Annotated in this window: 13 protein-coding genes and 1 tRNA gene; 11 read left to right on the top strand and 3 right to left on the bottom strand. The window is 51.0% G+C overall.

Annotated features, from left to right (window positions below):
• Window positions 1-31: 31 nt before the first annotated feature.
• The 3 genes from B2M23_RS02140 to B2M23_RS02130 all read right to left on the bottom strand — a co-directional run bounded on the left by B2M23_RS02140 (window position 32) and on the right by B2M23_RS02130 (window position 3705).
• The gene (locus B2M23_RS02140; protein ID WP_038351105.1) at window positions 32-406 is read right to left on the bottom strand and encodes a YegP family protein; all 375 of its coding nucleotides are present in this window, start codon (window positions 404-406) and stop codon (window positions 32-34) included.
• A gap of 156 nt (window positions 407-562) precedes the next feature.
• Window positions 563-1432, bottom strand: a complete 870-nt coding sequence (locus B2M23_RS02135; RefSeq protein ID WP_038351104.1) for a DegV family protein — start codon at window positions 1430-1432, stop codon at window positions 563-565.
• A gap of 284 nt (window positions 1433-1716) precedes the next feature.
• Window positions 1717-3705: a fructose-bisphosphatase class III gene (locus B2M23_RS02130; protein WP_038351103.1), complete on the bottom strand. Its 1989-nt coding sequence runs from the start codon at window positions 3703-3705 to the stop codon at window positions 1717-1719.
• Window positions 3706-3954: 249 nt separating this feature from the next.
• Here B2M23_RS02130 and B2M23_RS02125 point away from each other — a divergent pair, with 249 nt between their 5' ends.
• The 11 genes from B2M23_RS02125 (at window position 3955) to B2M23_RS02070 (ending at window position 15926) form a co-directional block, all read left to right on the top strand.
• The gene (locus B2M23_RS02125; protein WP_038351102.1) at window positions 3955-4587 is read left to right on the top strand and encodes a cobalamin B12-binding domain-containing protein; all 633 of its coding nucleotides are present in this window, start codon (window positions 3955-3957) and stop codon (window positions 4585-4587) included.
• A gap of 6 nt (window positions 4588-4593) precedes the next feature.
• Entirely contained in the window at window positions 4594-5298 is a 705-nt protein-coding gene (locus tag B2M23_RS02120) for a GntR family transcriptional regulator (protein WP_038351101.1), read from the top strand.
• Window positions 5299-5318: 20 nt separating this feature from the next.
• Window positions 5319-7241: an EAL domain-containing protein gene (locus tag B2M23_RS02115; protein WP_038351100.1), complete on the top strand. Its 1923-nt coding sequence runs from the start codon at window positions 5319-5321 to the stop codon at window positions 7239-7241.
• Between the two features lies 1 nt (window position 7242).
• A complete protein-coding gene (locus B2M23_RS02110; protein ID WP_052237087.1) occupies window positions 7243-8742 on the top strand; it encodes a sensor histidine kinase in 1500 nt (499 codons plus the stop codon).
• Between the two features lie 9 nt (window positions 8743-8751).
• On the top strand, window positions 8752-9573 hold the full coding sequence (locus B2M23_RS02105) for a response regulator (protein ID WP_038351099.1): 822 nt from the start codon (window positions 8752-8754) through the stop codon (window positions 9571-9573).
• Between the two features lie 386 nt (window positions 9574-9959).
• Window positions 9960-10523, top strand: a complete 564-nt coding sequence (locus tag B2M23_RS02100) for a hypothetical protein (RefSeq protein WP_038351098.1) — start codon at window positions 9960-9962, stop codon at window positions 10521-10523.
• Between the two features lie 226 nt (window positions 10524-10749).
• Window positions 10750-11358, top strand: coding sequence for a S24/S26 family peptidase (locus B2M23_RS02095; protein ID WP_146209140.1), 609 nt, complete (start codon window positions 10750-10752; stop codon window positions 11356-11358).
• 55 nt (window positions 11359-11413) lie between these two features.
• Window positions 11414-11896 carry a hypothetical protein gene (locus tag B2M23_RS02090; protein ID WP_146209139.1) on the top strand — a complete coding sequence of 161 codons (483 nt, stop codon included), beginning with the start codon at window positions 11414-11416 and terminating at the stop codon, window positions 11894-11896.
• A gap of 56 nt (window positions 11897-11952) precedes the next feature.
• A tRNA-Val gene (locus B2M23_RS02085) sits at window positions 11953-12028 on the top strand.
• Between the two features lie 1029 nt (window positions 12029-13057).
• Complete coding sequence (locus B2M23_RS02075) at window positions 13058-14329, top strand: redoxin family protein (RefSeq protein ID WP_038351095.1); 1272 nt, start codon at window positions 13058-13060, stop codon at window positions 14327-14329.
• A gap of 154 nt (window positions 14330-14483) precedes the next feature.
• Window positions 14484-15926: an alpha-amylase gene (locus tag B2M23_RS02070; protein WP_038351094.1), complete on the top strand. Its 1443-nt coding sequence runs from the start codon at window positions 14484-14486 to the stop codon at window positions 15924-15926.
• Window positions 15927-15976: the final 50 nt, after the last annotated feature.

Below are 15976 nucleotides of genomic sequence, written 5' to 3'. Positions count from 1 at the left end.
AGCGTTTTATAAAATATATGAAAGGTAAGGATCAGGCTTCTTCAACGATGACTTCGGCCTCGGGGGCGTTGTGTCTGACGGACTCAATGCCCTTCAGGCAGCTGCCTTTTTCCTTGTAGGCGGCAGACACAGCGATGATCTCGCCGTTTGTGGCCTTGAGGTGGAAGCGGTATTTACCGCCCTTATCCAGGTACAGCTCAAACTTTGGATTTTTGGCAGGTGCAGGCTCTTTGGCGGTCTGGTCTTCCAGGTGCGCGGCCGCTGCGTTTTTACGGACCGACTCGGTGCCGTGCTTGCAGGTGCTCAGGCTGGAATACACCTCAGACGTCGCGATCACCTCGCCGTTCCTGGCTTTCAGATGAAAGGTATAACCGGATTTGACCGGCTTGATAACAAATTTTCCCATGACAAAAACCTCCCGGGCTCAATTTTAAAACGAAACAAATGTTTAATTTAAGTATACCACAGGAGTGGGAGAGGTGAGGAACGTTTTCAGTAGAAAGGGGACAGGTTTGGTAAAAAAGAAACCCGCCCGGCTGTGTCAGTGGGCGGGGGTAAAACCTTATCGTTCAGTTCCCAAAAAGAACAGCGCCACCGTCCCAGGGCCGGAGTGTGCGCCGATGACCGGGTCCACCCAGTTGATGACAATTTCCCTGGGGTGGTATTTTTCCTCGATTTTTTTGGCCACGTATTGGGCGTCCTCCAAACAGTCGCCGTGGGTAATAAAAATGGACTGCTCAGACGGGTTGATGGCCGTCTGGTCCAGCCGTTCCACCAAAGCGTCCAGAGAGCGCTTGCGGCCGCGCACCTTCGTCACAAAGATCAGGCGGCCTTCGTTGTCCATGTGCATGACAGGCTTGACGTTTAAGAGCGTGCCGAAAATAGCCACGGTGCCCGAGACACGCCCCCCGCGCTGCAGGAAGAACAGGTCGTCCACAGTAAACCAGTGGCAGAGGTGCAGGCGGTTTTCCAGAAGCCAGTCGTTGACCGCTTCAATGCTCTCGCCGGCCTCCCGCAGGTTTGCGGCGTGGTAAACGAGAAGCCCTTCGCCCAGAGAAGCGCCCAGAGTATCCACCGCGTAAATCTTGCGCTCAGGATATTTCTTTTTCAGCTCCTCCAAAGCCAGGTACCCGACCTGGTAGGTGCCGCTGAGAGCGGAGGAGAAACCGATGTACAGGACATCCTTGCCGTCCTGGAGCAGGCTTTCAAAAAGTTTGGTACAGGTATCACTGCTGATCTGAGAGGTGGTGATTTCCTCCTTGTTGCGCATCATGGTATAGAACTGGGCCAGATCCGTGATCTCCCCCTTGGTATAGCTGTAGTATTCTTTTCCTCCAACTAAAAAACGTAAGGACAGGATATGCAGACCGTAGCGGTCAATGATGTCCTCAGGCAGGTTACAGGAAGAATCCGTTACAATTTCAAAGCTCATGTTTTCCCCTCCGATTGTATTGAAGTATTAGTGATTAATAGTAGTTTTAGTTTATCATAAGGAAAGGGTTTTAGCAACAGTTGATAGTGGATAGTTGGGAGTTGATAGTTAAGGTTCGAATCTGCCGCTGGCAGATTCGATTGGATGCGGCCTTTGGTCGCGTTTTAATCGCTTGAGCCAAAGGCGAAAGCGTTCGATAACTATCCACTATCAACTATTAATTATCCACTAAAAAACGGCAGAGCCGGCCGTAACGCCGCGCTCTGCCAATTTGCACAAAATCTTTAATAGGACTTTTCCTTAATAATCCCTTTCCGGTAAGCCGAGATCAGCATTTCCAGGTCGTGGACCTGGGCCTGGATGCTCTTGCCGATGTCAGTGTCCTTGACGCGTTTGCGTTCCAGGGTAGTTTCCACCACCTGGCGGGTGGATTTGATATCCACGCCCTCGCGGATGGCCATATCGACCGATTCAAAAGGCCGGTGGCTGATGAGGGTGAGGCCGTAGGAGTTGTAGGTCAGGGTATAGCCCGCAATACCTGTGGTTTTCTGGTAGGCCTTTGCAAAGCCGCCGTCGATGACCAGCTGCTTGCCGTTGGCGCGGATAGGGCTTTCGCCCGAGCCGGCCTTTACAGGCACATGGCCGTTGATCAGGTGGCCTTCCACCGGGTCCACGCCGAACTCCTTGAGGATCATGACCGCAATGCTCTCATTGTCGTCGATCCTTGTGTAGAACGGGGTGTAGCGCTCCTTGTGCGGGGTTTTATCGTCGATGAAATACCGCTCAAAGGTCGCCATCTTATCTTTGCCGAAAAGCGGGGAATCCTTGTTGCACCACAGGTACCACAGGAAGTCCGCCTTGTTCGGGCATTCCTCAATGTCGCCGAAATAGGCCTCGCGGGCCATCTGGTCGTATTTATCCATGAGGGAGCGGCCGGAATAATATTTGTTGTTGATCTTCTTAACCTTAAAGGTGCCGTCCTCGTTCAGCAGCACGCAGGCGTGAAACAGCAGGTTATTGTTGTACACCAGGTACATGCTGCCCTTGGCGTACATGAAGCGGATGTGTTTCTGGAGCTTTTCGCTGTGGCGGAAGGTGTAGCACAGCTTATCCACCACGATCTGTTCCTCTTCGCTCAACTCCCAGGGTTTTTCATGGTCCAGGGTTGGGAAGTTGGTGTCGTTGAGCTCGTAGACCACGCCGTCCACCTCGATGGTCTTGTTATCCTCGCTGATATTGCGCAGCAGCAGGCGGTCGTCCATCTCATATTCGGGGTGGCGGGAGATCAGCTGGTCCTCCAGCTTAAACTGGATCATGCTGATGGCCTTGTGCATGCGGGTCATGAGCAGAATTTCTGCGTCAGTCTCGATGTCGTCCGGGCTCACCTTGGGGGTAAACTGCTGGCACGGGTCCTCGCGGTACACGCGGTTGGCAAAGGTGGCCAGAGGCAGCAGGTTGATGCCGTAGCCGGTTTCCAGAGCGTCCATGTTGGCGTAGCGCAGGGCAATACGCACCACATTGGCGATACAGGCCGCGCTGCCCGCGGCGGCGCCCATCCACAGAATATCGTGGTTACCCCACTGCATGTCCAGAGAATGGTGTTTCATGAGGGTGTCCATGACAACATCCGGCCCCGGGCCACGGTCAAAGATGTCCCCGATGATGTGCAGGTGGTCGGTGGTAAGGCGCTTGATGACCCCGGAAATCTCAATGATAAAGTGCTCGGCCCGGCCATATTCCACCAGGCTGGCGATAATCTGGTTATAGTATTCCTTTTTATTGAAGCGGTGCTCATCCTCCTGCAAAAGCTCCTCCATCACATAGGCGAAATCCTTGGGCAGGGCCTTGCGCACCTTGGAGCGGGTGTATTTAGAGGCGGCGGCCCGGCAGACCTTGACCAGGCGGTAAATGGTGAGCTCATACCAGTTGTCCAGGTAAGGTCCCTTCTTTTCCTTTTTAATGAGGTCCAGCTTTTCGCTGGGGTAATAGATGAGTGTGGTCAGCTCTTCAAGGTCTTCAAGGCTGACTGTACTGCCCAGCTCGTCCATGACCTTGCGGCGGATAGCGCCCGAGGCGTTCTGCATCACGTGGTTAAAGGCCTCATGCTCGCCGTGGATATCGGTCAGGAAATGCTCTGTGCTCTTAGGCAGGTTTAAAATTGCCGTCAGGTTCACCACCTCGCCCACTGCGGTGGTGATGTTTGGAAAGCTGCCGGACAGCAGCTCTAGATATTTTTTGTTTTTTTCAAGCTCGGCTTTTGTAAAGTTTTCCATAGAATGCTCCTTAAAATTCTCTATATTTTCACAATATTTCTGGGAACCTTTGCAATGTATATACCCATTATACGCCTTTTTCATTAAAATTCCAATAGAATAAAGAAGAATTCCTTGACAATTCTTTAACGAAAGGTTGACTAAAGAAAAACAAATAAATGCGGTAAATCCGGCGGTTAAACGATTGTCACAGACCAGTTTTTATGGTATGATTTTTACTAAAATAGATTGATTGTGGACGGAGTTATCATGGAGAAAAAATTAATCGAAGCGGTAGAAAATATTGACGAGCCCCTGGCCATCCGCCAGGTAAAATCCCTGCTCGCATCAGGGAGAAACCCGAAGGAAATATCCAATGACCTGAACTTTGCCCTCCAGCGCGTGGCTAACCGCTATGAAAAGGGCGAATACTACATCGCAGACCTCATCATGGCCGGCGAGCTGGTGTCCAGCCTGCTCAAAATATCGGGCATGGAGTCCGAGCGCTCAAGCCGGCAGGCCCCGGCGGGCAAAATTGTGGTGGGCACCGTGTTTGACGATATCCACGACGTGGGCAAAAACATTTTTGTCAGCATGCTGCACTCCGAGGGACTCGAGGTCATCGATTTAGGCACTGACGTCCCCACAGAGGAATTTATCCGGGCCATCAGGAAAGAAAAGCCCCAGATTCTGGGCATCAGCGGGATTTTGACCTCCGTGGTGGAAAATATCCGGGTGGTGGTGGACGCCATCACAGCGGCCGGCCTCCGGGATAATATCAAGATCATTCTGGGCGGCGCCATCGCGGGCAAGGAATACGCCAAATATGTGGGTGCCGACGCCTTTTCAAGCGACGCCATCGAGGGCGTCTCCATCTGCAAAAAATGGCTTACCCAGGAGTAAGAAACCATGCGTAAAATTTTATATCTCGATATCGTAAATGACATAAAAGGAAAAATCGAAAAGGGCGAGATGAAGCCCGGCGACATTCTGCCGTCGGAGCATGAGCTGTCGGAATTTTATGACGTCAGCCGCACCACCCTGCGCAAAAGCCTGGCGCTGCTTGTCAATGAAAATTATATTTACACCATTCCGGGCAAGGGTAACTTTGTCTGCGAGCCCACCTCCAACCATTACCAGTTTTATTTCGACGAGGTGGACAGTCTCAAGGGGCAGATCGACGAGGTCAAGCTCATCAAGGTGGGTGTTGTGTCGCCGGGGCGCCGGCTCATGCGTGAGCTCAAGGTCGGCTCTTTCGATAAGGTGATCCGTGTCCAGAAGGCCTTTTACATGGGCAAGGACGTGGTGCAGTACAGCAACATCTATCTGCCCTACCAGAAGGGAAACCCCATCGTGGAGGATGTCATCAATTTTGCCAATTTCCACGGCATCATGGAAAAGTCCAAGCTCCAGTTCCAGCTTAAGAAAAAGCTGCACATCGAGATCGTACAGCCTTCCCACGAGGTGCGGGGCTATCTCAAGATCCCAAGAGAGGAGAGCGTTTTTCTCATCTCTCAGTGCATCCTGTCCGTGGAGGACGGTATGCCCATCAGCTACAATGAATTTTATATCCGAAAGGACTATTTCGCAATCGACGCTGAAACGGTAATCTGAAAATTTAAGAGGTAAAAGAAATGACATGGCATTTGGAATTTGAAATCTATTCAGCGTTAATCATCGGGATCATCATGGTCTACTACTTCAGAGGGCCACGGGTTCCCACCTGGCAGAACCGCATCTACGGCGCGACCCTTGTCATTTCAATGGCCTTTATTCTTACCAACATTGTGGCCACCCTGCTGTTAGAGCACCTGACCCCCGCCAATTTCGGGCTGGCTGTTTTCTTCAACAACCTGTACCTGATTTTTTTGCCCAGTATGCCTATGATGGTGCTGCTCTATGTGATCTCCATCATTTACCAGGAGTTCTGGCACAAGAGAGCCCTGGTTATCCTGGCCTTTTCAATGTATTTCATTTACCTTGTGCTGGCGCTGTCCAACCCGCTGACGCATTTTTATTTCACACTGGATCTTGAAAACGGCTATGCCCGGGGCATCGGCAACCCCTTTACCCACATCAGCTCCATTTCCTATATCCTGTGCGCTGCGGTCATCGCCATCTATAACCGGAAGAAAATATCAAAGTCTGTCTTTGCTGCCCTCTGCGCCTTTATGGTGCTGTCACTGGCTGCCATCCTGCTCCAGTTTGTGTTTACAGGCTACATCCTCACCGGCGTGGCCTGCACCTGCTGTATCCTCCTGGTACACCTCTCCACCCAGAGCAACAGCATGGTCAGTGACGAGCTCACCGGAACCTTTAAACGGCAGGTTTTTCTGCAGATGATCGAGATGCACCTGAAGAACGGGAAAAAGGGGGATATCATTGCCCTTGCCCTGCGGGATTTCAAGTTCGCCAACGAGGTTTTCGGCGTCAAGACCTGTGACCGCCTGCTCAAGGAGGTCGCCGGATTCCTGAAGGGGCTGGCTCCTACGGGCCGGGTCTATCGTTTTGACGGCGATGTTTTCTGCATCGCAGATCCACACGGCGCAGAAAACACCGACAGGCTTATGAACCTCATCGTGGGCCGGTTTAAAAAGCCCTGGCATTTCCAGGGCATCGACTACAGCCTGAACTGCAGTCTGGGCGTGGTGCCAATGGGCAAAGGCGGCACCGAAACCGTGGACGAGATCGTGTCTGCCATCGACTTTGCCATCCAGGAGTCCAAGCACCGGGAAAATGGCGTGGTGCGCGGCGGCGAAATCTTCAACGAGAAATTCAGGCGCAAGAACCATATCCGCGCCATGCTCGCCTATGCCCTCGAAAAGGATGGCTTTGAGGTGCATTACCAGCCTATCTACTGCCTTGCCACGGACCGCTTCGCCACCTGTGAGGCGCTGGTGCGCATGCGCGACCCTGAGTTTGGCCTCATCCCGCCCGATGAGTTTATCCCCATGGCCGAGGAAAACGGTATGATTGTCTCCATCGGCCTCGTTGTGTTTGAAAAGGTCTGCCAGTTTATGACAGCCCATTCCTATACCGAAGGAGGATTTGAGACCATCGGCGTCAACCTCTCTGTAGTGCAGTGCATGCAGGAGAGCCTGGCAGCCGACCTCATCGCCATCATGGAGCATTACAAGCTGCCGCCCGAGCGCTTTAAGTTCGAGATCACCGAGACTGTGGCCGCGGCCTCCATGTCCACACTCCGGAGCACCATGCAACGGCTCATCGACTATGGCTGCGCCTTTGCCCTGGACGATTTCGGCATCGGCTACTCCGGCGTCACCAATATGCTCAACCTGCCCTTTAAGCTTATCAAGCTGGATAAGAGCCTGACCGACCGACTCACTGGCGAGCCAAGGACCAAGATAGCCGTAGAGGCCATCATCCACCTTATTCACCGTCTGAACATGCGCGTCATTGCCGAAGGCGTCGAGGTGGCCGAGGAGGTCGAGATCCTGCGGGAGCTGGGCTGCGACTATATCCAGGGCTATTATTTTTCACGGCCACTGCCCGAAACGGCATTCACAGCCCTTGTCAAAGAAGCGGCGGAGAGATAACATGTCAGCGAAACCCATCCCAAAACCAGCCGAAAAGACTGTTTACTTTGCCTGTCTGGCCGTCATGCTCATCTTTATCGTGGGCATGGGCCTGCATGGCCTGCTCACCGGCCAGGTCGAAAATGCCCGCACCCACAGCGAGCTCACCATGAATATCGGGGACGGCGGCGTGGAGAGCCTGCCTTCCGGTGTTTACATCACCTCTGTTTTTACCAATCTCAAGGACGACGTCAGCTATTCGCCCTTAAAGATTTTTTCCATTTCTGTTCTCAGCACAGCCGTGCTGGTATTCTGCCTGGTTTATCTGCTCGTGCTCATGATCAGCAGGGTTAAAAATTATTCAAACCTCATACTGGGGGCGGTGGTGTTCCTGATCGTTCGCATGTTCAGCGTGGACATGGCTGTCACCCTCGAGGCGCTGTTCGGTACACCCTTTAACATCACCCTGGCCACGATCTTTTACGGCTCCACCCTCAACGCCTGTATCCTGCTGTGCCTTACCGTAGAGGAACAGACAAGCGGCAGGATCCGGCTCAAGCCGGTGCTCATCCTGGCCGCCTATTACATCTTTGTGCTGTTCGCCATTGCCTTGGTGTCAAGGAGCAGCAGGACTTTGTACCTGGAGCAGCACATCCGCTTGGGGCTGTTTTACCCCCTGCTGTATATGTATGCACGGCTGTACCGCCTGGTAAAGGAGAAAATCCCGCATATCCGGCCAGCCCTCGTGGGCTATGCGTCTATTATCGTGGGCCTGTTCGCAGACACCATGTATCTGTCCGGCTGGTCCACGTCCGACATGTATATGCTGTATCCGGCCACCCTGTGCCTGCTGCTCATGTGTATGATCTACATCTATTACCAGCGGGTCATCGAGATCCGGCAGCAGGAGGCCATCCGCATCGCCAACCTGTACAAGGAGATGGAGCAGAAAAGCGCCGACATGATGGTCAGCCAGCTCCAGCCCCATTTTATGTTCAACACACTCCAGGCCATCCAGGTGCTGGCCCGGCGGGACACCAAACTGGCCGACAAGGTGATCTTCACCTTTTCCAACTATTTGCGCGCCAACCTCGACTTTGTCAAGATTAACCAGCCAGTCCCCTTCGACAAAGCCCTGGTGCCGGTCCAGTGCTACGTGGACATTGAAAAAATACGGTTTAAAAACCGCTTCGACGCCGTATACGACATCGAGGCCACCGATTTCAGCGTGCCGCCTCTGTGCATCCAGCCCCTGGTCGAAAACGCCGTCAAGCATGGCGTCTGCCGCAAGCCAGAGGGCGGCACGGTCACCCTGTCCACAAGAGAGCACCCCGGCCATTACGAGGTCATCATCACCGACGACGGCGTGGGCTTTGAGACGGAAAAGCTGTCGGAGAAAAAGGACGGCGGCATTTACAACGCCCGCTTCCAGCTCACACATATGCTGGACGCGGTGTTAACCATTGAAAGCGCGCCCGGCAAGGGCACTGTACAGCGTATAAAGATTCCCAAGAAAGAATAGGAGACGGACATGAAAGTGATCATCGTAGACGACGAGAGCTTTGCCATCGAAGCCTTAGAATACGTCCTGGAGGACATGGAAGGCGTGGAAGTGGCAGGCGCCTTCCAGAACGCCTCGGAGGCGCTGGATTTTGTGAGGGACCACAAGGTCGATCTGGCCTTTCTGGACATTGAGATGCCGGGCTTTACGGGCATCGAGCTGGCCGGCTACCTGAAAGAGGCGGCCGCGGATATTCAGACGGTTTTTGTGACAGGCTACAACAATTACGCCCAGCAGGCCTTTGACGTGGAGGCTGTGGGCTATATTCTCAAGCCCTTCTCGGCCGAGCGTGTTCAGGCTGTCATCGACAAGGTCGGCAAGACTGCGTCCCATAAGGCGGAGAACGAGGTGGTGTTCCGCACCTTTGGCCGGTTTGATATTTTTGTCAGAGGGGAGCTGCTCATCTTTAAGAGCCAGAAGGCCAAGGAGCTGGTGGCCCTGTGTGTGGACCACCGAGGCGGCGTGGTCACCATGGAGGAGGCCATCGACAAGCTGTGGGAGGACCGGCTCTTTGACGAAAAGACCAAAAAGCTCTACCGCAAGGCGGTCATGATCGCCACCCACACCTTTGAGGAGGCGGGCGCGCCGGGGATTTTCCAGACGCGGCGCGGCCTGTGCTATATCGAACGGGATAAAGTCTACTGCGACTACTACAAGCTGTTAGAAGGCGAAACCCTGCCAAAATCCCCCTTCACCGGCGAATACCTGTTTGAGTACTCCTGGGCAGAAGAACGCGTGCCCGAAATCTGGGAGATCCAGGAGATGGTGGAGAAACGGCGGGGGGAAGATTAGCGGTTTGCTTGTGGTTAGAGGGGGAGGTAGAGGAGAATTGGCGCTGTCCGCGGATTAAAAATGCCCTCTCTCATGCGCGAACGACAACCTGCGGAAGTCGTTCGCGAAATCGACCCGGGCATTGTTTTAATCCTCGGACAGCTCAGGCAGTTATTTGATCCCTCGCAAAATACAGCGCCGGTGTGACGGAACATCGCTGCGCTCGTTCCTGCGTTTCATTTTCAAGCGAGCACTGTTCCACTAATTTTCAATTATCCATTAATTTAAGGAGTAGCGGAAGTGTAGCGTTTCCAATTGTATAATAAACCCATCGTTAAGAATAAGTCATTGTCAAGAGGCAGCAATGATTAAAAATTTAGATGTATTTATACAGGAGGAATTTAGAGATGAAAAAGAAAGCTTCGTTATTGATAAGTGGGATTACCACAGTGGCAATGTTGGCTGTGGCTGTTGGGTCGTTTGCGGCTTGGGATACGTTGACAGGTACTACGGGTGCCTTAACAGTAAAAAACAGTGACCCTGTTGTTTTATCAGTAACTCCAGGAAAAACATCTGAAGATACCATAAGATTAGCAGCAGGACTTGTAGATTCAACCACGACGACAGCTAGCGATATTGTAGATTCTACACATAGAAGTAGTGAAGTGACAATAGGGGATTTTCAAGCAAAATTTACTAATAATGACCAAGTATCAATGAATGATTATAAAACGGTATTTGTACCGACCATTACATATGGAGACTCAGATACTGCTGCTACTGGTACGTATACAGTTACTTTAGAGGATACAGAGTCTTCATCAACGACTTATACTGCTAATAGTACTGATTTAGGTTTAGGAATTGCGGAAAAAAAATTTAACGTAAAAATTGCTGCGACTAACATTCCTGTGGCAGAACAAAACCAAAATTTAAAAGTAACTATTGAAGTAAAAGTACTAAAAAAGTGAGTTGGTCTGTTAGTTTAATAAAAAAGAATTTGTGAAAAGTGAAGCGGTGTATACGAATTGGTGTATTCACCGCTAGTTTTTATTTTTAAATTATAAATTAGAACTTTGGTAAAATTAAATGGAAACAAAAGATTTTAAAAATATAGGATGGAAACATCTTGTGAAAAGGTTTGGGGATTTTTTTTTAATATTATTTTTGGCTATAGCTTTATTTTATATAGTTTCTATGAAACTAAACCCCACCGATGCCCCAAGATTTTTCGGCTACAAACCCTATGTCATCCTGACCAACAGCATGGTCCCTACCTTGCCGGTCGGCTCGCTGGTCATCGACCACGCCATCGACGAGGATGACCCCATTCCGAAAAACACGCCCATCACCTTCAAAGCTGAGCTTCAAGGCAAGGAGGTCTTTGTCACGCACTATTTCCGTTACATTGACACCAGTGACGGCTATGACCGCTACATGACACAGGGGGAGGGCTACCAGGAAGGGCAGTATGACGAGTTTGAAATCCACCGGGAGGACATTGTCGGCACGTATGCTTTTCATATCCCGTACCTTGGCCGTATCGCCATGTTTCTCCAAAGTCCGGCGGCGCTCACCATGTTTTTGCTCTGGGGTTTTATCCTCATGCTGGAGCACATGGTCAAAAAATGGCTGTCGTACAAATATCCCGAGGATGAGGAGGATCTCATGAAACCCAAACAGCGGGTCAAGGCCAAGAATGTCAAGCCGCCGAAGGGACGCTATCTGCGGGGCGAAACCCCAAGACACCGTCCACCGTCTGCCCCGCCGCTTAAACGCCCTTCTATGGACGAAATAAAGGGCTAAAACACACATTCAGGCAGAAAAAGGGAAAAGATGTTACGATAAAACCAACAGAAAATTGAAAACGGGGATATTCCTGAAAAGTAAACCAGCGAAGCGCAGTTTGCGCCATCATTTTCCATCTTCCATTTTCAATTTTCCATTTGAAAAAAAGGTGGTGCTTCACATGACCAGAAAATGGAAAATCATAAACAGCTTGATCGCATGGCTGGTTTTCTTCAGCCTGGTTCAGCCTGCCTACGGCGCTTGGGATTCCCTGACCGCCGAAGTCACCTTCACCGCCCAGACCGGCGTCTGGAATATCGACCCCACCCCAACCCCGACAGCAGAACCCGCCGCCGCGTCCGTTGCCCCCCAGCCCGCGAGCTCCCCGGAAGCGCCTGCCGCCACCCAACAAGCGCCTATAGCCGCCCCAGATACTGCTGAACCCGAAGAGACCACCGTCACCCCACCCCCGGCGCCCACCCCGGAAACCCCAGCCGATCCCACCCCCGAATCCCCAGAAATACCAACCCCGCAGGAAAATTCCGAGACAGAGTAAAAAAAGACTTTACAAACCTTCGGGAATTCGTTATAATAGACAAGCATTCAAAAAGTGATCCCGTAGCTCAGCTGGAAGAGCGCTACCTTGACATGGTAGAGGTCGTTGGTTCAAGCCCAATCGGGATCACCATTAATTAAACGATTGACGGCTTTCGGCCGTTTTTTTATTGCTCTTTTCTAAGATTTTTTCTAATAAACATTTATTTGATCGCAGATTATCTTTCATCAAAACCGCACTCTTAATAAACTTGCCAGCGGGCAATAAGCAATGTAAGATTAAAACAGATCAACGAGAAGTAGTGAATCCGGTATTCCAGCCTAAAACCGCTCTGTCTTTATTATCCAGTCCGAAAACGAAACCGCTGATTTCAGCCAAACCCGTTGAAGCGATGGAAAAAAGAAGGCCGAAAAAAGCAGCTGCTTGAGACCATTATCTCTCATTGATTGATGTTCAAAACCATCCTTTCTTTTGTGCTTTAAAAGAAAGGATACCTGTGCTCCCCCTGGAATACAGACTGTGTATTTTTAAGAAAGCGCGCGCTTGAAAATATACTGGAACGCCTGTAAAGGGGAAAACAGAAGCCGGAGCTGCCGGATGAATACCAAGAGGGCCCATTGGGATTCAGCCAAAAGGCGGTAACGGACAAAAATTTAAAATAAAAGCCCTGCATGCCGGCGGCAGTATGGCCGTTTATTGAGCAGGCCCTGAAATTGAAGCTCAGGGCCTTTTTTTGGTGCTTTATAATTTCCTTTTGAGTGGGAGAAATATTATAATATATGATTATCATGGACTGAGCGAGTACAAAAAAGAATTCGACACCCTTATCACCCTTCAACAGCGTAAGTGTCAAATCTTCAAAAACCATGTTGCCAAATTTGTTTTTTAAACAAAATCAAGTTTAGTTTAAAAATGATAGATAAATTTAAAGTCTTCGAATATAATTTAAAAAATGAAATGAAATTTTTGAAGGTAAATAGTGTAAGAGAAAGTTTATACTAATAAGGCACAGTTATAAATTATTATTTTCCAAAACGATTTTCCTTAAACCCCTTGACAAATTCATCTGTAACATTTATGATTACAAAATAGAAACTGTAATGTTTAAAATTACACTTTGTGGGAAGATAAATAAAAACAGCATGGAAAAGAGGTTTTGATATGGGTTTTGCTTCGGGGGCCGGTGTTCCGGCCATTATGGTATTTTTACAGGGGATTCTCAGTTTTTTCTCGCCCTGTGTGCTGCCGCTGGTGCCTTTGTACATCGGCTATCTGGCGGGCGGAACAAAGACAGTGGACGCGGACGGGACAGTCCACTATAAAAAGCGGACGGTTCTCATCAACACGCTCTTTTTTGTCATTGGCATCAGCGCGACATTTTTTATTCTGGGCGTGGGCTTCACCGCGGCCGGGCAGTTTTTTACGGGCAACCGGATGCTGTTCGCGCGCATCGGCGGGGTCATCATCATTTTATTTGGGCTGGTTCAGCTGGGGGTTTTTAATTTTGACTTTTTAAACCGTGAGCACCGCCTGCCCTTTAATTTGGACAAGCTGGCCATGAATCCGCTGCTGGCTTTTGTGCTGGGCTTTACCTTCAGCTTTGCCTGGACGCCCTGCGTGGGGCCGGTTTTAGCCAGTGTGCTGCTCATGGCGTCGTCTTCGTCATCCTTCGCGTCGGGCTTTATCCTTATCGGGGTTTACACGCTGGGCTTTGTCCTGCCGTTTATGGCGGTGGGGTTATTTACCAGCACCCTGCTGGATTTTTTCAGGCGGCACCAGAAGGCGGTCCGCTACACGGTAAAGGCCGGGGGCGTGCTCATGATCATTATGGGGATCATGATGTTTACAGGATGGATGAACGGGATTACGGGCTACCTCTCTCGGGCTGGAGCCGGAAGCAGCGCACCGCAGCCAAGCCCGACGGCAACCACTGAGCCTGTGCCGTCGCCCACACCGGAAAACACGCCGGAGGAAAGCGCCAAAAAGACACTGGCTCCGGATTTCACGCTCACCGACCAGTATGGGGTGACGCATACGCTGTCGGAATACCGTGGAAAGACGGTTTTCCTCAATTTCTTTGCCACCTGGTGCGGCCCATGTCAGAAGGAAATGCCAGATATCGAGACGCTGTATAAAAAATACGGCGATAACTCCGGAGACCTGGTGGTGTTGAGCGTTGCCAATCCGCATACGGAGGAAGGGCCGAACAATAATGATATGTCGCCTGAAAAAATCGCGGAGTTCATGTCGGACAACGGTTTTACCTATCCTGCGCTCATGGACCGTACGGGCGCGGTGTTCCAGGCCTATGGCATCCGTTCTTTCCCGACAACCTTTATGATTGACAAAGATGGCTATGTGGAGGGCTATGTGCCGGGAATGCTGACGTCCAGCATGATGGAAAGCATTGTCAACCAGGCCATGGCACAATAAATGAAAAGCCTGTATCGGTTTAAAGATACAGGCTTTTTTAAGTCTGGGCGAAATAATATAGAGAAAATCGATATTTCTTATAACTTTGGGTACTTATTAAAGTGCGTAATGCTTTAATTAACGCTTATTCTAAAATAGAAAGAGTTGATTTTTTATGAATGGAACGATGATGCAGTATTTTGAATGGTACCTGCCTGAGGACCAGTCCCTTTGGCGGCAGGTGGCAGAGGATGCCAGTCATCTTAAAGCGCTTGGGATCACAGCGGTCTGGCTGCCTCCGGCCTACAAGGGCGCGGCAGGCAAAAGCGATGTGGGCTACGCGCCCTATGACCTTTATGATCTGGGTGAATTTGACCAGAAAAACAGTGTCGCCACAAAATACGGGACGGTCAGTGAATATTGCGAAGCCATCAGCGCCCTTCAGGATAACGGAATCGAGGTTTACGCGGATATTGTGCTGGATCACCGGCTGGGCGCGGACCGGACGGAAAATGTCTACGCCTGCAAGGAAAATGACGAAAATCGAAATGAACAGATTGAGCCCATCCGCCCCATTAAGGCCTGGACACAGTTTGACTTTCCGGGCCGGGGCGACACCTACTCGGATTTTAAATGGAACTGGACGCATTTTGCAGGGATCGACTGGGATGAGAAGAAAGAGGACAGCGCGGTTTTCCAGTTTCAGGGCAAGCGCTGGGCCAGTGACGTGGACCGCGAGAACGGCAATTTTGACTACCTGATGGGCGCGGACGTGGATTTAAATAACCGCGAGGTGGTTGAGGAATTGATCCGCTGGGGCAGATGGTACCTGGATAAAACCCGGGTCAACGGTTTTCGCATGGACGCGGTCAAGCACATTGATTTTAATTTTTTTAATGAGTGGCTGGACGCAGTCAGGCGTGACTGGGACCAGGAGCTGTTTGCCGTGGGCGAATACTGGTCTGGCGATCTGGAGGATCTCAAGCGCTATATGGAGACCACGGGCCGGACCATGTGCCTGTTTGACGTGCCGCTCCACTATCATTTTTTTGACGCCTCGAACAGCGGTGACGGCTATGATATGCGGCAGCTGTTAAGCAATACCCTGACAGCCCATGACCCCACACGGTCGGTCACCTTTGTGGATAACCACGACACGCAGCCCGGCCAGTCGCTGGAATCCTGGGTACAGCCCTGGTTTAAGCCGCTGGCCTACGCTTTTATTTTGCTGCGGGCCGACGGCTATCCCTGCGTTTTTTACGGCGATTATTATGGTATTCCCGCCCAGAACATCGAGCCCATGCAGGCGCTTTTGGACAAGCTGCTCTGTGCCCGGCGCGAATCGGCCTACGGCGCCCAGAGGGATTATTTTGACGATTTCCATATCATCGGATGGGTGCGCGAAGGTGACCCGGCAGAGCCGGAATCCGGTCTGGCAGTACTGATGACAAACGGAGACGGCGGCTCAAAGCAGATGTATATGGGACATCAGTTTGCCGGAAAGGATTTTTATGACATCACGGGCAATGTGGAGGGCACGGTCACTGTCAACGAAAACGGCGACGGCGTTTTTCACGTGGCGCCCGGTTCGGTATCGGTCTGGGCCAGGACAAGGTAAATTTAAAAAAAGCTGCACTGGCAGGCAACGCTGTTGTTGCCTGCCGGTTT

Origin of the sequence: Eubacterium limosum (assembly GCF_000807675.2) — a bacterium.
Classification (GTDB): domain Bacteria; phylum Bacillota; class Clostridia; order Eubacteriales; family Eubacteriaceae; genus Eubacterium; species Eubacterium limosum.
This window is presented reverse-complemented; position numbering and strand designations above follow the sequence as displayed.